The organism is Streptomyces aurantiacus, from assembly GCF_027107535.1.
Classification (GTDB): domain Bacteria; phylum Actinomycetota; class Actinomycetes; order Streptomycetales; family Streptomycetaceae; genus Streptomyces.
In genome coordinates, this window is the sequence record NZ_CP114283.1 from 4,143,627 (window position 1) to 4,161,599 (window position 17,973).

At 70.1% G+C, this 17,973-nt stretch carries 14 protein-coding genes and 1 tRNA gene; 9 read left to right on the plus strand and 6 right to left on the minus strand.

Translation table 11 applies throughout. The features are described from left to right. The first annotated feature begins 18 nt into the window (after positions 1–18). Entirely contained in the window at positions 19–519 is a 501-nt protein-coding gene (locus O1Q96_RS20150) for a PaaI family thioesterase (RefSeq protein WP_217455871.1), read from the plus strand. A gap of 85 nt (positions 520–604) precedes the next feature. On the opposite strand, the gene O1Q96_RS20155 is transcribed toward O1Q96_RS20150, so the two are convergent. From O1Q96_RS20155 to O1Q96_RS20170, 4 genes are all read right to left on the minus strand, one after another. Next, positions 605–964, minus strand: coding sequence for an STAS domain-containing protein (locus O1Q96_RS20155; RefSeq protein WP_269249534.1), 360 nt, complete (start codon positions 962–964; stop codon positions 605–607). Beyond that, a complete protein-coding gene (locus O1Q96_RS20160) occupies positions 961–2,232 on the minus strand; it encodes a PP2C family protein-serine/threonine phosphatase (protein WP_269249535.1) in 1,272 nt (423 codons plus the stop codon). The genes O1Q96_RS20155 and O1Q96_RS20160 overlap by 4 nt, the downstream gene beginning before the upstream one ends. After that, positions 2,232–3,041 carry an alpha/beta fold hydrolase gene (locus O1Q96_RS20165; RefSeq protein ID WP_269249536.1) on the minus strand — a complete coding sequence of 270 codons (810 nt, stop codon included), beginning with the start codon at positions 3,039–3,041 and terminating at the stop codon, positions 2,232–2,234. The genes O1Q96_RS20160 and O1Q96_RS20165 overlap by 1 nt, the downstream gene beginning before the upstream one ends. 888 nt (positions 3,042–3,929) lie before the next feature. Further along, on the minus strand, positions 3,930–4,085 hold the full coding sequence (locus O1Q96_RS20170) for a hypothetical protein (RefSeq protein ID WP_269253970.1): 156 nt from the start codon (positions 4,083–4,085) through the stop codon (positions 3,930–3,932). A 382-nt stretch (positions 4,086–4,467) separates the two neighbouring features. On the opposite strand from O1Q96_RS20170, the gene O1Q96_RS20175 reads away from it, so the two are divergent. The 3 genes from O1Q96_RS20175 (at position 4,468) to O1Q96_RS20185 (ending at position 7,779) form a co-directional block, all read left to right on the plus strand. Then, positions 4,468–4,541: transfer RNA gene (locus tag O1Q96_RS20175), tRNA-Met, on the plus strand. Between the two features lie 542 nt (positions 4,542–5,083). After that, positions 5,084–6,088 (plus strand): TIGR03885 family FMN-dependent LLM class oxidoreductase, encoded by a 1,005-nt coding sequence (locus tag O1Q96_RS20180; RefSeq protein ID WP_269249537.1) that lies wholly within the window; start codon positions 5,084–5,086, stop codon positions 6,086–6,088. Further along, entirely contained in the window at positions 6,079–7,779 is a 1,701-nt protein-coding gene (locus tag O1Q96_RS20185) for an alpha-amylase family protein (RefSeq protein ID WP_269249538.1), read from the plus strand. The genes O1Q96_RS20180 and O1Q96_RS20185 overlap by 10 nt, the downstream gene beginning before the upstream one ends. 98 nt (positions 7,780–7,877) lie before the next feature. Here the strand turns inward: O1Q96_RS20185 and O1Q96_RS20190 are convergent, their stop codons facing one another. Continuing rightward, a complete protein-coding gene (locus O1Q96_RS20190; protein WP_419586922.1) occupies positions 7,878–8,531 on the minus strand; it encodes a DNA-binding response regulator in 654 nt (217 codons plus the stop codon). A gap of 1,111 nt (positions 8,532–9,642) precedes the next feature. Here O1Q96_RS20190 and O1Q96_RS20195 point away from each other — a divergent pair. From O1Q96_RS20195 to O1Q96_RS20215, 5 genes are all read left to right on the plus strand, one after another. Further along, on the plus strand, positions 9,643–10,923 hold the full coding sequence (locus O1Q96_RS20195) for an MFS transporter (protein ID WP_269249540.1): 1,281 nt from the start codon (positions 9,643–9,645) through the stop codon (positions 10,921–10,923). 361 nt (positions 10,924–11,284) lie between these two features. After that, positions 11,285–11,872: a tellurite resistance TerB family protein gene (locus O1Q96_RS20200; protein WP_269253658.1), complete on the plus strand. Its 588-nt coding sequence runs from the start codon at positions 11,285–11,287 to the stop codon at positions 11,870–11,872. 360 nt (positions 11,873–12,232) lie between these two features. Next, complete coding sequence (locus O1Q96_RS20205) at positions 12,233–13,144, plus strand: SGNH/GDSL hydrolase family protein (RefSeq protein ID WP_269249541.1); 912 nt, start codon at positions 12,233–12,235, stop codon at positions 13,142–13,144. A 286-nt stretch (positions 13,145–13,430) separates the two neighbouring features. Then, positions 13,431–14,792, plus strand: a complete 1,362-nt coding sequence (locus tag O1Q96_RS20210; RefSeq protein WP_269249542.1) for an NAD(P)/FAD-dependent oxidoreductase — start codon at positions 13,431–13,433, stop codon at positions 14,790–14,792. A 332-nt stretch (positions 14,793–15,124) separates the two neighbouring features. Continuing rightward, entirely contained in the window at positions 15,125–15,553 is a 429-nt protein-coding gene (locus O1Q96_RS20215) for a cupin domain-containing protein (RefSeq protein ID WP_269249543.1), read from the plus strand. Between the two features lie 64 nt (positions 15,554–15,617). Here O1Q96_RS20215 and fxsT read toward each other — a convergent pair whose 3' ends face one another. Next, on the minus strand, positions 15,618–17,822 hold the full coding sequence (fxsT, locus tag O1Q96_RS20220; protein ID WP_269249544.1) for an FxSxx-COOH system tetratricopeptide repeat protein: 2,205 nt from the start codon (positions 17,820–17,822) through the stop codon (positions 15,618–15,620). Positions 17,823–17,973: the final 151 nt, after the last annotated feature.

Below are 17,973 nucleotides of genomic sequence, written 5' to 3' on the forward strand. Positions count from 1 at the left end.
GAGGGAAGGTGCTCGGCCGTGGGGCGGACACGTACGTACGAATGGGAAGATCCGGCGCTCCTGGCGGAAGCCGCCGGACGGATGACAGGCATGGACTTCCTGCGCGAGCTGCAGGCGGGGAAGCTGCCCGGGCCGCCGATCGGTGCCACGGTCGACTTCACCCTGGACGAGGTGGAGCCGGGCAGGGCGGTCTTCTCCCTGATGCCGGGGGAGGAGCACTACAACCCGATCGGCAGTGTGCATGGCGGCGTCTTCGCCACTCTGCTCGACTCGGCGGCGGGCTGCGCCGTCCAGTCCACCCTCCCGCAGGGCATGGCGTACACCTCGCTCGACCTGACGGTCAAGTTCCTGCGGCGGATCACCGTGGACACGGGCCGGGTGCGCGCCATCGGTACGGTCGTCAACCGGGGCCGTCAAACCGCTCTCGCCCAGGCGCAGTTGGTCGACGCGACGGACCGTCTGCTTGCCCACGCCACCAGCAGCTGCCTGCTCTTCCCGGTGCCTTCCACGAAGGCGTAAGCCGCACCGACGGCTTACGCGGGCGCCGCACAGGGCCGACGGATACGTACGGGTACGTCGCGGGGGTGAGCGTCCGGGCGCGGGGTCAGCTTGTGGTGGGGCGCCATTCGGCTTGGGCGGCCCGGACCGTGAGGTGCGTGGGAAAGACCTGGTCCAGGCCCACGATCCGGAAGATCCGGCTGACCCGGTCGGGGATCGCGGCCAGCGCAATGCTCGCGTCGCAGGCGAGGGTGTGATTACGGGCGGCGATCAGGGCGGTGATGCCGCTGGAGTCGCAGAACGTGATGCCGCCGAGGTCAAGGACGAGCTGCTGGCCAGGAAGCAGGTCGAGCCCGGGCAGCGCGGCGCGGACTTCGGGGGCGGTGTGGTGGTCGAGGTCCCCGGCGATCTCGACGACCGCTCCGGCGGGAACGGTACGGATGTGGAGGGACAGGTGCTGGGTCACTGCTGATCTCCACTGTGGGGTCGAGGAACATGGATGGCCAGGACGGCGGTGTCGTCGTCCACGCCGCTGCCGAAGGTCTTGAGCAGACCACGGATCGCGCCGATGGTGTCCGACGCGGTGGTGGGTGCGAGAGCGCGGGCGAAAGCGAGGAGGGCGTCGTCGCCGTAGCGCCCCCCGTCGTCGGCGCCGGCGTTGATGTGGGCTTCGGTGAGTCCGTCGGTGTGCAGGAGCAGAGTGTCGCCGGTGGCCAGGTGGACGCTGGTGGTGGCGATCTGGGCGTCGGGCAGGGCGCCGATGAGCTGTCCGCCCGGAGTGGGCAGGTAGTCGGTGGTGCCGTCGGCGCGCATCAGCAGCGCGGGGGGATGCCCGCCGCCGGCCAGGGTGATGTGGAAGCCGCCCCGGTCGTGGTCGGGGGTGAGCAGGCCGAAGACGACGGTGCAGAAGCGGGGGTCGGTGCCGCTGTACTCGTGGTTCAGGACCGTGTTGAGGTTGCCGAGGACGGCGACGGGGTCGGGGTTGTACACGGCCGCGGCGCGCAGGGTGTACCGGGCCAGGGAGGTGACGGCCGCGGCGGCGGCGCCCTTGCCGCACACGTCACCCAGAAACAGTCCCCAGGTCCCGGCGGCGAGCGGGAACAGGTCGTAGAAGTCGCCGCCGACCTCGTCGGCCGAGGCGATGTGGTAGTGCGCCGAGACATCCAGGCCGGGCACGTTGGCCAGGGCCGGCGGCAACAGCGTCCTCTGCAGGGTGGTCGCCAGGCGCTTGTACCGCTCGCGTTCCTCGTCGGCCTCCTGGCGGGCGCGCAGCAGCTCGGTTTCGTAGGCGCGGCGGTCACGGGCGTCGAAGACGGTGGTACGGATCAGCAGCGGCTGTCCGTCACTGCCTGTCTTCACGGTCGAGGTGACCAGGACCGGCAGGCGGGAGCCGTCGGCGGCCTTGAGTTCCAGAGCGATTCCGCTGACTTCGCCCTGCATCCTGAGCAGGGGAGCGAAATGGGTCTCGTGATAGAGCCGTCCGCCGACGGTCAGCAGGTCGGAGAAGTACTTGTGGCCCAGCAGGTCTTCGCGCGCGTAGCCGAGCCAGTCCACAAGAGTGGCGTTGACCTTGGCGATCCGGCCGTCCAGCAGAGTGGACAGGTATCCGCAGGGCGCGTGCTCGTACAGGTCCTCGATGCTGTCCTCCAGTAGGGAGGAGAACTGCTCCTGATCGACCACGGGCCCGTCGTCGCCTTTCCGCCGGGCCTCTTCCTCGTCGCTGGTCTCGCACATCACGTGACTGCTTCCATGAATGCCGTGATCGCCGCCGCGGTCTCCTGCGGGGCGGCGAGCTGGGGGCAGTGGCCGGTCGCGTTCAGGGTGACCAGGCGGCTACCCGGAATCCGGGCGTGCACGAACGCGCCCACCTCCGGCGGGGCGATCGCATCACGGGAGGACTGGGCCACCAGCGTGGGCACACCCACCTGGGCAAGATCCATGCGGTTGTCGGACAGGAACGTCACCCGGGCGAAGACCCGGGCGATGTCCGGATCGGTGCGGCAGAAGCTGTTGGTCAGCTCCTCACCCAGCTCCGGCCGGTCGGGGTTGCCCATGATGACCGGTGCCATCGCACCCGACCAGCCCAGGTAGTTGGCCTCCAGCGACTCCAGCAACTCCGCGATGTCATCCGCGGTGAACCCGCCGACGTAGCCGGCCCCGGGATCGTCGATGAAACATGGAGAGGGCGCCAGCAGCACCAGCCCCGCGAACGCCGCGGGCTCCCGGGCGGCGGCCAGAACGCCCATCATGGCGCTGACGGAATGCCCCACGAACGTCACCGGGCCGAGCTCCAGCTCCCGGCACAGCTCCAGCACGTCATCGACATAGCCGTCCAGCGTGGAGTACCGCTCCCGGCTCCAGGCCGACAGATCCGACTTTCCCGCGCCCACGTGATCGAAGAGCACGACGGTGAAGTCACGTTCCAGTGTCGGCACGACCAGGCGCCACATGTTCTGGTCGCAGCCGAACCCGTGCGCCAGCATCACCACGGGCCCGCCGGCCCGCCCGGTCACCGTCACGTGGTTCCTGTGCCTTACATCCATACAAAGCATCCTCGCAGACCGCGCAGACCCTTCACGCTGCCCGAAGAACGCCGCGATGTCCCGGTTGCGGCAGCGCGAGGACGCACCGCCGGAACCCGGTCTCGGCTCATGCGGAGGTCAAAGCCGGTGGATGGCGTCGTGGGCGGGAACCGACTTTCCGTCCACGAGCGAGCGTGGTGTGGTGACCGACCATGCAGCCCGGGGTCCCTTGTGGCGCGGCTCACTGAAGACCTTGAGAGGACGAGACGGCATCGCCAGGGGAGCTCGTCCTCTGCCGTGGCGCCGCGATCCCCATGGGCGCAGCTCTCGCGGGACGGGCGCCGGGACAGGACATCCTTCGCCGCCTTGTCCACTGCAGCGAAGCTGGAAGAGCCCCCAGGGGAGGCCTTCACTCTCCGGCGCCGCACAGCTACTCTGTGGCCTGAGAAACGGTCAGGCAGCGGCCGCCCTGGAATCCGCAGGCCGCCCTGGAGCCGTTCATGACTCTCCCGATGACCCGTGCCGGCCCTCTTCGTGAGGACAGGGTGGCTGTCCGTGTCGTCGTACGGGCCACTCCGTCGCGTCGGAACACCGGCGGAGAGCCATCGCGTCGGAGAACACCGGCGGAGACCCATGCCATGGAGTGAGGTCGCTCGACACGTCCTGAGGTCGCTCCCAACAGCTGGAGCCGGGCCCGTGCGTAGACCGCGGCCTCACCGTTCCACCCTTCACCCGCGGGCGCCGGCCGGGGCGACATGCTTCCTGCCCCGCTGGAGGTGAGGGGCGCGGTGCGGGGACCGCGCGGAGGGGAGCCCGCGCGGTCCCCGCCGTCGGCGGCCTGCCGCCGGTCCCGGGTTCTACCGGCGGCGGGCCGCCCCGTACGACACGGTCACCTGCGGTGGCGCGTGGCTAACGGTCCTGGGAGAGCTGGAGGAGCTCGGCGAAGGTACCGCCCGCGTGCACGAGGCTGTCGTAGTCGCCCTGTTCGGTGATGCGGCCCTGCTCCATGACGATGATGTCGTCCGCCACCTTCGTGTTCTCGAGCCGGTGCGTGACGACGATCATGCCCTGAGTACGTGAGCTCGGCGGGCGGTGGTGGGGGAGGCGGCACGGCCTGCGTGCCCTGGGCGTCGGCTGAAGTCAACGGCGTATCTCCTGCACGGTGGATGCCATCGGATGGGTCACCGGAGTCAACGGCGAGGGAGACGGGATCGAACACACGTGTTTGAGCCGGATCGGATTCCGTGCCGGGTCACGGCGCATGCCGAGTGCCTGATGCATCCACCCTTGGCGCACGGCGGTGGCCTCCACGCAGGGTTTGGCCGAAAGGGCCCGTTCGTCCCTTTGTCGGCGACCAGCGGGCTCCCTCGTGCCGATGGGTAGAACCCCGACGCACGAGAGGGTGGTCTCCGGGGCCTCCGTGATGGCGTACGGTGGAGGACATCGCCGCGGGGTGGAGCAGCTCGGTAGCTCGCTGGGCTCATAACCCAGAGGTCGCAGGTTCAAATCCTGTCCCCGCTACTGCGTGAGAGGGCCCGGATCCTTTTGGATCCGGGCCCTTTTCCGTCCGGCCCCACGACGTCGCGTGATGAAGCGCGGGTACGCGACGTGCGGCTGGATCGCGTGCTGAGCATTCCTCCGGCGCGTCGCTGCGGCCGATCGCCGGTGACGACGCCGGCGGCACGTACTTCCTCCGAGGAGGGACGGCCGTGCTCCACGCGTCGTCCGAGGGGACGCCGTGCTGTTCGCCGACAGTGCCGGCGAGGCGCTCAAGATCCTTGTCCGCCTGCCCTGGTGGAAGAGGTGGATCCGGCGCCGTAGCCCTGGGACGACTTCCGGGTGTTCGCGGGGCCGGCGAACTCGGGGCTGCTGTCGCGGAGTCCGGTGACGGGCAGGGGTGTCGCAAGGTGTCGATGCGGGCAGTCGGTGTCGTGCGGGGGCGGGTCGATCAGGTTCCGGCGTCGGTGCTTCTGTGCGTGGGTATCTGCACTGCCGTGTACGGCGTCTGGGGGAGTTGTGAGCGCTTCTCCGCATGAGGGCCATCCTGGGGGTACTCGTCCGGCATGACTGTCTATGGATTACACGCCTCGCACGAACAGGTCCCGCCCGCGGACCTGCTCGACGCCGTGGTGCACGCGGAGCGTGCGGGATTCACCGCCGCCATGTGCTCGGACCACTTCTCGCCGTGGAGCGTACGACAGGGGGAGTCCGGGTTCGCCTGGTCGTGGCTCGGAGCCGCCCTCCAGGCCACCGACGAAACGCCGTTCGGCGTCGTGAACGCGCCCGGCCAGCGCTACCACCCCGCGATCATCGCCCAGGCCGTCGCCAGCCTCGCCGCCATGTATCCCGGCAGGTTCTGGGTGGCCCTGGGCAGCGGTGAGGCCTCGAACGAGCACATCACGGGAGCGGGCTGGCCCCGCAAGGACGTCCGTACCGCGCGGCTGGGCGAGTGCGTCGACGTCATCCGCGCACTGCTTCAGGGCGAGGAGGTCAGCCACGACGGACTGGTGACCGTGGACCGGGCTCGGCTGTGGACCTTGCCGCCCGACGTACCGCCGCTGATCGGAGCCGCCTGCAGCACGGCGACCGCGGCCTGGTGTGCCGAGTGGGCGGACGGCCTGATCACGGTCAACGCCCCGCGGGAACGCCTGCGTGAGATCATCGACGCGTACCGTGACGCGGGCGGCCGAGGGCCGCTGCACCTCCAGGTCCACTTGAGCTGGGCCCCCGACGAGGACGAGGCCGGTGCGCTGGCGCACGACCAGTGGCGCACCAACGTGCATGCTCCGCCCGTCAGTTGGGATCTGGACTCGGCGGACCTGTTCGACATCGTCAGTGAACACGTCAGCTTCGATCAGGTGGCGCAGACGGTCAACATCTCGTCCGACCTGGGCCGGCACACGGCCTGGCTGCAGGAGTACGCCGAACTCGGCTTCGACGCTGTGATGCTCCACCACGTGGGCCGCGAACAGGGCCCGTTCATCGACGCGTTCGGGGCCGAGGTACTGCCGCGCCTCGACGTCACCCGTCCTGTGCCCGCCACGGCGAAGGAGTACCGATGCGTCTGACCCGTACGTCCGACCTGTGGTGGAAGAACGCGGTGGTGTACTGCCTGGACGTCGAGACGTACCAGGACGGGAACGGCGACGGGACCGGTGACTTCGCGGGCCTCACACAGCGCATCGACCATCTGGTGCGTCTCGGTGTGACATGCGTGTGGCTGATGCCGTTCTATCCGACGCGGGAGCGCGACGACGGATACGACATCACGGACTTCTACGGAGTCGACCCCCGCCTGGGCACTCTCGGGGACTTCACCGAGTTCGTCCGCACCGCCCGGGACCGCGGCATCCGGGTGATCGCCGACCTGGTCGTCAACCACACCTCCGAGGAACACCCGTGGTTCCGGGATGCCCGGTCCGGCCGGGACTCCGCCCACCGTGACTGGTACGTCTGGGCGGACGAGCCGCCCGAGGACGGCCCCGAGGGCGTGGTCTTCCCCGATGCGGAGGACAGCCTGTGGGAGTACGACAAGGGCAGTGGCCAGTACTACCTCCACCGGTTCTACAAGCAGCAGCCCGACCTCAACATCGCCAACCCCGAGGTCCGCGACGAGATAGCCCGTGTCATGGGGTTCTGGACGGAGCTCGGCCTGTCCGGATTCCGGGTCGACGCCGTGCCCTTCCTGCTGGAGACGGACGGGCAGAGCGACGCTGGAGCGCTGCCCGATCCGCACGAGTACCTCGCCGATCTGCGCGCCTTCCTCGGCCGCCGCAACGGCGAGTCGATCCTGCTCGGAGAGGTCAACCTCCCCTACGACGACACCGCGCGCTTCTTCGGCGACCCCGCCTCGGGCCGTGGGGACGAGCTCACCATGTGCTTCGACTTCGTCGTGATGCAGCAGATGTACCTCTCCATGGCGCGCGAGGACGCCGGGCCGCTGGCCACCGCGCTGCGTCAGCGTCCGGCCGCCCCACGGGACGCACACTGGGCCACGGTCGTCCGCAACCACGACGAACTCACCCTCGACAAACTGAGTGACGACGAACGGGCCGAGGTGTTCGAGGCCTTCGGCCCGGACGAGGACATGCAGTTGTACGGCCGGGGACTGCGCCGCAGGCTGCCGCCCATGGTCGACGGCGACCGGCGCCGCATCGAGCTCGCCTACAGCCTGCTCTTCACGCTGCCGGGCACCCCTGTGCTCTTCTACGGCGAGGAGATCGGGATGGGCGAGAACCTGGCTGCCGCGGGGCGCCAGGCCGTCCGCACACCCATGCAGTGGACACCGGAGGCAGGCGCGGGCTTCTCCACCGCCGGCCCGGACGCGTTGCCCAATCCACTGGCCGAAGGCGCCTTCGGATGCCAGAACGTCAACGTGTACGAGCAAAGCCGCGACCCCGGCTCGCTCCTGGGCCGTATGCGGCTCTTCATCGAGCGCTACCGGGAGGCGCCTGAACTGGCGTGGGGCGACTACCGGCTGGTGGAGACCGGGGACAGCGCGGTGCTGGCGCATGTCGGCTGCACCGCCGACGGAACGGTCCTGGCGGTGCACAACTTCGCCGGCGTACCGGCCACCGTACGGCTGCGGCTGTCCGAGGCCGGACCTGGTGGCAGGCTGACGGATCTGCTCGACGAGGAGCACAAAGGTCTCACGGTGCCCGACGACGGCCTGGTCCGTGTCGAGCTGCCCGCCTACGGCTACCGATGGCTGCGCGTCGGTACCCCGGCCGACGATCCGGAAAGGGTCGCGGCCGACTGACATGGGTCCCGTCGGCAGGGCACCGACCGGCGGTCGGCGCCAACTCGCCATGGTCCGGCGCCGGTCAGGTCCTGCTCCGGCCAGGCGGCTGCCGCTCGTCAGCCGCTCAGGCCCAGTTCGCCCGCGCGCATCCCGGCCTGGAATCGCGAACCCGCGTCCAGGGAGGTGAGCAGTTCGGCGACCCTGCGGCGGTAGGTGCGCAGGGACAGGCCGAGTTCGCGTGCGGCGGTCTCGTCGGTGGCGCCCGATCCCAACGCCCGCAGGACCGTACGGCTTTCGGCGTCGAGATCGGGCTGCTCGCCGCGTACGAAGGTCCTCATGTCGGTGGCCGTCTCCCAGGCGGCTTCGAACAGCGCGTGTATCCCGCCGACCAGGGCGGGCGCGGAAGCCATGGTGTACTCACGGCCGCCGGGGGTGTGCACGCCGGCGAGGATCGCGAACCGGCGGTCGATGATGATCGTCTCGTGCGGGAGCGTCGTGGCGGCGATCCGCACCCGGGCGCCCCTGCCGAGGAGGTCGGCGAGGTGCTCGCGGCTGTGCTCGTCAGCGAGCACAGCCGGGCTGTACAGCTTGCGGATCTGGTGCGTGCCACTGCTTCGCAGCCGGTCGCGGGCTGCCTGCCGGGCTCCGGGGCGGGACCAGGTGCTGAGATCGCGGGCGACACAGACGAACTCCTCCTGGACGGAGGAGAAGAGCTCGGCAGTACGCGTGAGGAGCTCCAGGTCACCGCGGATCGTCACGATCTCTGCCACTCCGCCATTGTGCCCCATGGCCGCAGGCTGTCCCGGACGCGCGGCGCGACTCCGCACCGTGCAGGACGAGGTCCTGCACGCGGGCTCCCGGCAGGGTGGCGGCCGCCGATCCCGCGGGACCGCGGCCGCAGGGCGAGGAGGTCCTCGGAACCCTCGGGCTGTCGGCTCGACGCGACGGCGCTCTTCAGCGGGAGCAGACAACGGTGACCAGCGTGAAGGAGGCGAAGAAAGGTCCCTCGGAGAGTGCGGTGAACCACCGACGGCCGCTTGCCTCGCCGATGTGACCGTCCCGGATGCGACGCCAGGTGCGTGCGGTGACGGGATCATCGTCGCCCTCCGTGCCCGGGGCGCCTCCGGGACGGTCCCGTGGGCGCCCCGCGCACGTTGCAGGAGGGCCACTGACCGTCCGGTGGCCGGGCCTGCCATACTCTCGCGCAAGCGCTCTCTTCGGGCTGATCCACGCGGTGGTGTGCGTGGCCCGGGCCGGTGAAGTCTCGCTGGTGGAGCCGACGTCTGCGGGCGGGTTCCGGCGCGGGATCGGCGCGGCAAACTTGGTACACGCTGTGGTTGATTACTCAACAAGGCGTGTGGCAAGGTCACTTCACTACGGTCGGGCGTGCCGCTTCACACCGCAGGCCCGATTTCCCTCTTGCCCCCCACTTGAGTGGAGTCCGCGTGCCCCAAAGCTCGCACCCTGGCGTGGTCGGACTGCGTCCCCGCCACAGCCGTGCCCACCGCCGGGCGGAGCGGCACGACTGGGGCAATCGGCATTCCCGCAGCGTGCGGTGGCGAGAACCCCAGGGACAGGTACGACGAAGCCACGCCGCCGTGCGAGAGCTCGCGCAGGGGATGCGCGGCCGGCGGTGCGGCGGCCGCGCACCGCGTACGAACAGCGCTTGATGCCCTGTTGACCGGACGCGGCGCCATCCGTCCGGCGCGTCCGATGACCGAAGCTCGCTGAGCGTCGCGGTCGCCGTCCTTTCCTGGGCGACTTCGGCGTCGCCTGCCCGGCATACGGCCGAAGAGCCATCGGCCGACCCCTTCAGGCGGCCTCCTGTCCGGTCGCCCTTTACCTTTGTCGCGCCACCGCTGACTGAAAGCACCCCATTCCGTGACCATCTCCCTCCATGAGGGCCGACCGGCCGGTCGGCATGCAGCCGTTCCCCAGGGCAGCCTGCTCCGCCGGGTCTACGCACCCCGCGCCTTCGACGCGCTCGCCTTCTCCATGTGTACCTACGCGATGCCGCTCCTGGTGCTGGCCACCACCAACTCCGCGTCTCTGACAGGGCTGGCCTTCGCGCTCGAATGGATTCCGCGCGTGGCGGCCTTCGGCCTGGCGGGTGATCTGGTCGACCGGTGCGGGGCGGCGATCGTCTTCTTCCTCGCCTCCCTGGCGCGGGCCCTGCTCGTGGGGGCGGGAGGAGTCGCGCTGTTCGTGCTTCCGGGCGGGACGGCAGAGACGGTCACGGTGATGGCGCTGGCCGCCGGCACAGGAGCCCTCACGCAGTTCAGCTTCATCGCCAACGAGGCCGTGGGCGCGATCGTCAGTCGGCGTACCGCAGGCCAGGCACACAAGGTGCAGGCCGTTCTGATCGGGATAGACCAGACCGCCACCCTCACCGGGCCCGCCCTGGGAGGTGTACTGCTGCTCCTCGGACCGACCCACATGCTCGCCGTTCTGGGGGTGTTGTCCGTCCTCGCGGCCTGTCTCGCTCTGCAGACCCCGCCGACGCCGTTGCGCGCCTCGTCGAAGAACAGCGCGCGCCTGGAGGCGGGACTCAAGGTGGGCTGGAACACGCTCCGTTCCCTGCCTGTGCTGAGTTGGCTCGTGGCAGGGCTGGTCGTCTCCAACCTCGCGCTCGGGCTGTTGCACGCCGCCAGCCCGATCATCGTGATCGAGCGTTTCGGGCTGACCTCGGCAGCGGTGGGGACCCTGTGGTCGGCGGCGGCGGCTTCCACCCTCCTCGCGGTGGCCGCCTGCCGGATCGCGCTCAACAGGCTTGGCCTGTGGGGAGTCGGCGTGGTCTGCTCCACGGTCGCGGCCGCGGCTTGTCTCGCCCTGTCCCAGGCTCCCACCTACATCTCATACGTCCTGGTCATGGCGCTCTTCATGGCCGCGGACGGTGGCCTGACCGTCGTGCTACGCACGCTTCGTTCACTCCTCATACCGCCGGCCGCGTTCGGCAGCACCCTCTCGCTGACCATCCTGCTTCTGCTGCTGCCCTTCCCGGTGGCGGGCGTCGTGGTCGCCTTGACGCCGGTGCCGGCCCTCGGTCACGCCATCCTGGTGTGCGGCGTACTGCAGGCCGTCGCCCTCGGCCTCGCCTTCCTGCGGTTGCGGGGCGATCCGGTACTCCGTGGCTCCGGAAACATGGCCCAGGCGGCCGCCTGACGGCGAGATGGCCGCGAAGTACCGCAATGCGCGGAGCAAGCACGGACGGCGAGCGGTCAAGAAGGCTTCTCGCACGAGCGCGAGGGCGGTGCGGGCCGGTAGCGGGCGGCGCCTCGCCGACCGGTGACTCACCGGCCGGTGTATGACCGACCGGGGCCGGTACGGGCAGTGCCGGAGGGCGACGACATGGGAAGCCCTTGGAGCGGCAGTGGATTCACCGGCCTGATCTGGATCTTTTTTACGTTACCTTTGCCATTCGGGAACCTCCGTGGCCGCGGGAGCCGTTCACCTGGCGGACCGCGAAGAAGCGTGACCGATGATCAAGACCGGACAGGCAACAGCAGAAGCCGAGGTGGCAGTAGTGGCGATGTGGGACCGGCTCAAGGACCAGGCCAAGAATCTCCAGCAGTCCCAGAGCGGCAGGGGAGGAGGCGGACAGGGGCACGCCCCCCACGGACAGGGACAGCGCGGTGGCCACGCACCCGGTTCGTCCTCGGGCTCGGGTGGCTCCAAGGCCCAGCTGGTCGGGCTGCTCAAGTCCCAGCTCGCGTCGGTCAAGACCGAGTTGAAGAGCGGTGCCTACCGGGACGCCAGCATGGCGATGTGCGCCCTGGTGGCCGCGGCCGACGGATATGTGGAGCAGGCTGAGCGGCAGCGCGTGGAGGAGCTGATCGTCTCCAACGAAGTCCTGCAGAACTTCCCGGCGGACCAGCTTCGCCAGGGCTTCAACCGCCACGTGGACCGGCTCGTCGCCAACTTCGAACAGGGCAAGGCCGAAGCGCTGCGGGAGATCGCCAAGGCGGCCAAGAAGCCGCAGGAGGCCCGCGCGGTCGTCCAGACGGGCATCGTGGTCGCGGGTGCGGACGGACACTTCGAGCTGTCCGAGCAGCAGGCCATCCGTGACGCCTGCGCCGCTCTCGGTCTGTCGCCCGCGGAGTTCGGCATCTGACGGATGCCGCCGCCGTCGGCTCTGCCCCTCCGCGGAGTCGACGGCCCGGATGCCGCCGCTCGACTGGCATGCCATCACCTTGCCTTGCTCCGCCTCCGTGTCCCGGGCCCCCGCCGCGGCGAGCAGGGCGGCGCGAGGCGGAGCGGAAGTCGACTGCGCGGCCGCGTGCGTGCGGGGAGGCACCGCGGGCGGGGTGCCGAGGGGGAGCCCGTGGTGCGGCGGATTCGCGGCGCGACGACGCAGCCCCATGCTCCGCGCCTCTGGTCCCGAGAACGAACTGGCCGGTATACAAGTTCAGTCACCGTACGAGGGCGCTTCCGGCGACCTCAACGCGCCGTTCCGGACTCAGGGGGAACCTCGATGAACCGCACCCAGTACGGCTGGACAGCATCGAACCGCCGACGGGCGACCGCCGTCGGAGCCGCGCTCACCGGCTGTGCCCTCGTCGTCGCGTCGGCGGGACCCGTCGCGGCCCACGGCAACGGACAGGGCAGGGGCACGGACTACGTCGCCCTGGGCGACTCCTACACCTCGGGACCGGGCATCCCGAAGCAGGTCGACGTGAACTGCGCCCGCTCCGACCACAACTACCCCTCACTCGTGGCCGCCGAGCGAAGGACGTCCACGTTCAAGGACATGAGCTGCGGCGGCGCCACGACCGTGGAGATGTGGAAGACGCAGGGGACGAACCCCCCGCAGCTCAACGCCGTCAAGCGTGACACCGACCTGGTGACGGTGCAGATAGGCGGCAACGACATCGGGTTCAGTTCCATCATCGGCACGTGCGCCCAGCTGAGCTCGCAGGATCTGGCCGGAAATCCGTGCCAGCGTCACTACACGTCGTCCGGGGTCGATCAGCTGACGCTGAAGATCCTCGAGACGGCACCCAAGATCGCCCGCGTGCTGCGGGCCGTGCACGCCAGGGCGCCGCACGCTCGCGTGCTCGTCGTCGGCTATCCGGATCTGCTGCCGGAGGACGGCAGTGGCTGCTACCCCTCGGTGCCGTTCGCCGCGAAGGACTTCCCCTATCTGCGCGACACCGGAAAGCGCCTCAACCTGATGATGCGGGTCGTGGCGCGGTTGAACCGGGCCGAATACGTCGACACGTACGGGCCCACGATCGGCCACGACATGTGCAAGGACCCGGCGATCCGCTGGGTCGAACCACTGCGACCGGCCTCGCCCGCGGCCCCGGCCCACCCCAACGCCAAGGGCGAGGAGGCCATGGCGCGTGCCGTGCTGAAGCGTCTGGGCAAGGGGCACGGACGCTGAAGGGCGGCCTCCCGCGCCCCTGCAGGCCCGGTACAACACGAGGAGCATCCTTCGACGGCGGCCCGGAAGACGGTGTCCAGGACGCCGTCGCCGGGCCGTGACGTACACGAGATCCCCCTGATTCCGCCCTGGATCTCACCCGGCGACCCGAATCTGCACAGGTCCGGGGCCCGACTCGCCGGTCGGGGTGCGTCGGCACGTCTCATCAGAGGATCACCATGTGCGAGGAGGGGACTCAGGGGGCAGGGGACTGGGGGAAGCCAGAACGTGCGCGGCCGGTGAAGGGATGGACATCGTGGGACGACCGAAGATCTTGGTGGTGGGAGCGGGCTTCGCGGGAGTGGCGTGCGTCCGCCGCCTGGAGCGCAAGCTGGGACCCGACGAGGCCGACCTCGCACTGGTGACGCCGTTCTCCTACCAGCTCTACCTGCCGCTGCTGCCGCAGGTCGCCTCGGGGGTCCTGACCCCGCAGTCGATCGCCGTGTCGCTGCGCCGCAGCCGCAAGTACCGCACCCGCATCATTCCCGGCGGTGCCATCGGCGTGGATCTGAAGGCCAAGGTCTGCGTCGTCCGCAAGATCACGGGCGAGATCGTGAACGAGCGGTACGACCACATCGTCCTGGCACCGGGCAGTGTCACCCGGACCTTCGACATCCCGGGCCTCGCCGACAACGCCCGCGGCATGAAGACGCTCGCCGAGGCGGCGTACGTCCGTGACCACGTCATCTCGCAGCTCGACATCGCCGACGCCAGCCAGGACGAGGCCGAGCGGGCGGCGCGACTCCAGTTCGTGGTGGTGGGCGGAGGCTACGCAGGCACCGAGACCGCCGCGTGCCTGCAGCGCCTGACGCACAACGCGGTCAAGCGTTACCCGAGGCTCGACCCGAAGCTGATCAAGTGGCACCTGATCGACATCGCGCCGAAGCTGATGCCCGAGCTGGGCGACAAACTCGGCAGCAGCGCTCAGGAGATCCTGCGCAGGCGGGGCATCGACGTCTCGCTGGGCGTCTCCATCGCGAAGGCAGGCCCCGAGGAGGTCACCTTCACCGACGGCCGGGTGATCCCGACGCACACGCTCATCTGGACAGCCGGAGTCGCGGCGAGCCCGCTCATGGCCACCCTGGGCACCGAGACGGTCAAGGGGCGGCTGGCGGTCAGCTCGGAGATGTCCCTGCGTGGGCACGACGGCGTCTTCGCGCTCGGAGACGCCGCCGCCGTACCGGACGAGGCCAAGGACGTGGAGGGCGCGGTCTGCCCGCCGACCGCCCAGCACGCGATGCGCCAGGGCAAGCACGTCGCCGACAACGTCATCGCGTCCCTGCGCGGCCAGCGGATGACGCCGTACGTCCACAAGGACCTGGGGCTCGTCGTCGACCTCGGAGGCCGCGACGCCGTGTCCAAGCCGCTCGGTGTCGAACTGCGTGGCCTGCCCGCGCTGGTCGTCGCCCGTGGCTACCACTGGTCGGCGCTGCGTACCAATGTGGCGAAGGCCCGGGTGGCGACCAACTGGGCGCTGAACAGCGTGGCCGGCGACGACTTCGTGCGCACCGGGTTCCTGTCCCGTACGCCCGCCACACTGCGGGACTTCGAATACACGAACGCGTATCTGACTCCGGAGCAGATCCGGGAGCGCACCGAGGCCGAGTGACGACGAGGGTGCGGAGGGACGGCGACGTGCCCGCCCGGCGGACGGCGGGTGCGGCGCGGCTCCGCCGAGCCCGGCATCCGAGCGGCTGTCCCTCCGACCGGGTCGACACACGGAGGCCTGCCGCCGGACGGCCAGCGTTCGAGTAGCGGGAAGGCCTGGTCCCTCGCGAGCGGCTGGGAGCGATCAGGGCCACCGGGGTGTGGACGGCGGCGAGCGGGGGCAGTGAGTCTGTCGGGCTCAAGTCACCGCATGCGCAGACCAGTTGGCCGATCCGGAGGGGGATTTCCGTGAGTAGTGCGTCTCGGACAGGGAAGGTCCGCAGAGCGTTCGTCATGACAGGCTGCGTGGTCGCGCTGGCCTTCGGGTCGACGTCCGCGCTCGCCACCCCCGGCAGCGGGGTCACCGGCACGGTCCTCGCCAAGGGCACATCGTCCGGCACCCTGAAAATAAAGGCCAAGGGGCGTACGGACGTCATCGTGCGGTCCATCACCATCGCGCCCGGCGGCTCGACAGGCTGGCACCACCACCCGGGTCAGCTCATCGCTGTCGTCAAGTCGGGCACGCTCACCCGCACGCTGCGGGACTGCTCCGTGGAGACCACACCCACGGGCGCGTCGTTCATAGAACCGGCCGGAGCACGTCACGTGCACATCGGCCGCAACCTCGGCACCGAGCCCGTCGAGTTGTACGTCACCTACCTCGTGCCCGAAGGCAGCCCGCTGTCCATCGACGCGGACGCCCCGGCCTGCGCCGGGGAATAGGGCCACAGCGCAGGGCCGCCGAGCCGAGGGGGGAGACGTGGCCGCTCGAACCTGGAGCGTGCGGTCAGTAGGGGATGGGCAGCCCGTCCTGTCCGGGCCGCTCCTGCCATCGCGCCAGATTGGTCTGCGCCGTACGGGTATAGGGGTGGTCCGGCCCCAGTACCCGGATCAGGTCCTCCAGCAGTTCGGCGGTCATCTCCGCCGCGCCCCGGCGGTCTCCGGCCTCGCTCCGCCAGCAGGCGAGATTGCTTCGGGTGGCGAGTGTGCGAGGGTGATCCGGTCCCAGCACACGTGACCGGTCCTTGAGCAGGTCGGCCAGAGCGTCGGCGGCCCCTTCGGGATCACCTGCCTCACCTCGCCAACGGGCCCATTCATGGCGGGTGGTGAGCGTGTCGGGGTGATCCGGTCCCAGTACGCGCAGCCGGTCTTCCAACAGCTCCGCCGTGGCCGCGACCGCGGCAAGCGGATCACCGGCCTGGCCGCGCAGATGCGCCAGGTGACTGCGTGTGGTGAGGGTATGGGGGTGGTCCGGGCCCAACCGGCGCAGCATGTCCGCCAGCACTTCGGCGGTCGCTGCGGCTGCGGCCCGGGGGTCACCCGTCCTGCCGCGCCAGTACTCCAGGTTGCTGCGGGTCGACAGAGTGCGCGGGTGCTCCGGACCGAGCAGCCGTAACCGGTCCTCCAGCAGTTCGGCCGTTTCCCGCACGGCGCCCGAGAGATCACCCGACTCGCCGCGCCAGCGTGCGAGATTGCTGCGGGCGGTGAAGGTCTGGCCGTGATCCGGTCCGAGGACCCGCAACAGGTCTTTCAGTAGTTCGGAGGTTGCCGCGGCCGCGCCGGATGGGTCCCCTGCCTCGCCTCGCCAGCGTGCGCAGGCGCTGCGTACGGCCAGGGTGTCCGGGTGTTCAGGTCCCCGGTGGAGGGCCACCGTCCCGATGAGGTCCTCGAAGTACTCTCGGGCCGCGGTGACCTGCCCGGTCTTGCCGAGACTGCGGCCCACCCGGAACAGCACCGGATGCGTGCGTGTCCGGTGCAGCGCCCCGTGTCCGTGCCGTATCAGGGCTGTGGCGTTGGCTCGCAGGACCTGGGCGAGGGTGGTGTCACGTTCGATGTCGGGCCACGCGGCCATGACGGCGTCGGCAGCGGCACGCACCAGCGGTTCGTACCGGGCCGGACCCAGCGCATCGCGGACCGCGCGCTGGATGAGCTGGTGCACCCGCACGGTCTGCCCGGGGTTCCCGGGAGTGTGATCGATCAGGCTGAGCCGGTGCAGTGCCCGCAGTGCTCCGACTGCTTCCTCGGCCGTGCACTCGTGCCGACGCTGGCTGCGGCGATGACGTCCGCGGTTGGACCGTTGGTGGGCGAGGTAGTCGAGAGCCGGTGCGCTGGTCAGGACGGAGACGGGGATGCCGTTCGCGTCGAGCATCGCGGTGAGTTGCAGCATCGGCCGCGCGAGACCGTCAGGGCGAAGAGCGCTGGCCTGGTCGATGGACAGCGCCCATGCTGCGGCGACGGGGGCATGCTGGTCGTCCGGGAGAGTGCCGGGTTCGGGCAGCAGTTCGGTGAGGTTGCGGGCCCCGTCCGCCAGGAGATCGCGGTAGCCGGCCGCATCGAGGCCGGAATCGACCATGAACGCGGCGCCCTGCGACAGCGCAAGCGGCAGCCGTCCGAGATCCCCGGCGAGATGGGCGAGCTGCTCGGCGGGTTCGGCACGGCCATGCGCTGCCAGTGCCCGCGACAGGTACGTGAGGGCCTCGTCCGGCTGGAACAGTCCGATGCCCACCATGCGTCGGCCGTCGCCGCTCAGCGCCGCGTCACGCCGCCGGGTGGTCACCACAGTGGTGCCGTGCGGGCTGCTCGGGGGCCACAGATGACGCAGATCGTCCGGATGCGAGACATCGTCCAGGACGACGAGCCACCGTGAGGGATACGGCTGGGACTTGGGTTCGAGCCAGGCCAGGAAGGCGTCGGCGGCATGTTCCGGACTGCCGGCATCGGCGCCGAGCAGTTCCGCTGCCGCCTCCGCGTAGACGGTCACGATGCCGGCGCGGGTGTTGGCGTTGATCCACACGACCAGGTCCAGCCTGCCGTCCTTCCACGCGTCGCGGGCATAGGCGGCCGCGAGCTGCGTCTTGCCCACCCCGCCCATCCCCGACAGGACATAGGCGGCGGCGTCCTCGACGTCCGAGGCCCCCTTCATGGCCTCGGCAATGCTGCGGTACTGGAAGCACTCGGCCTGCCGCGGGATGGTTCCGATCTGACGCGGCATGCTTCCCGGCAGGCCGGGCGCGGACGCTCCGTGGCAAGGCGGGGCATGGTAGTTGCCGATCGCCACGCCACCAGCGTTGGCGCTGATGCCTCCCGGTTCGCTTCGGGGGTACGGCACTTGCCCGGGGCGGGACCCTCCCGGCGCCGTCCCG

Bases quoted from the DNA above. Each gene is read 5' to 3' on its own strand.
- fxsT (WP_269249544.1), bottom strand. From the start codon at position 17,822: ATGCCGCGTCAGATCGGAACCATCCCGCGGCAGGCCGAGTGCTTCCAG.
- O1Q96_RS20205 (WP_269249541.1), top strand. From the start codon at position 12,233: ATGAACCGCACCCAGTACGGCTGGACAGCATCGAACCGCCGACGGGCG.
- O1Q96_RS20215 (WP_269249543.1), top strand. From the start codon at position 15,125: ATGACAGGCTGCGTGGTCGCGCTGGCCTTCGGGTCGACGTCCGCGCTC.
- O1Q96_RS20180 (WP_269249537.1), top strand. From the start codon at position 5,084: ATGACTGTCTATGGATTACACGCCTCGCACGAACAGGTCCCGCCCGCG.
- O1Q96_RS20210 (WP_269249542.1), top strand. From the start codon at position 13,431: ATGGACATCGTGGGACGACCGAAGATCTTGGTGGTGGGAGCGGGCTTC.
- O1Q96_RS20160 (WP_269249535.1), bottom strand. From the start codon at position 2,232: ATGTGCGAGACCAGCGACGAGGAAGAGGCCCGGCGGAAAGGCGACGAC.
- O1Q96_RS20165 (WP_269249536.1), bottom strand. From the start codon at position 3,041: ATGGATGTAAGGCACAGGAACCACGTGACGGTGACCGGGCGGGCCGGC.
- O1Q96_RS20170 (WP_269253970.1), bottom strand. From the start codon at position 4,085: ATGATCGTCGTCACGCACCGGCTCGAGAACACGAAGGTGGCGGACGAC.
- O1Q96_RS20185 (WP_269249538.1), top strand. From the start codon at position 6,079: ATGCGTCTGACCCGTACGTCCGACCTGTGGTGGAAGAACGCGGTGGTG.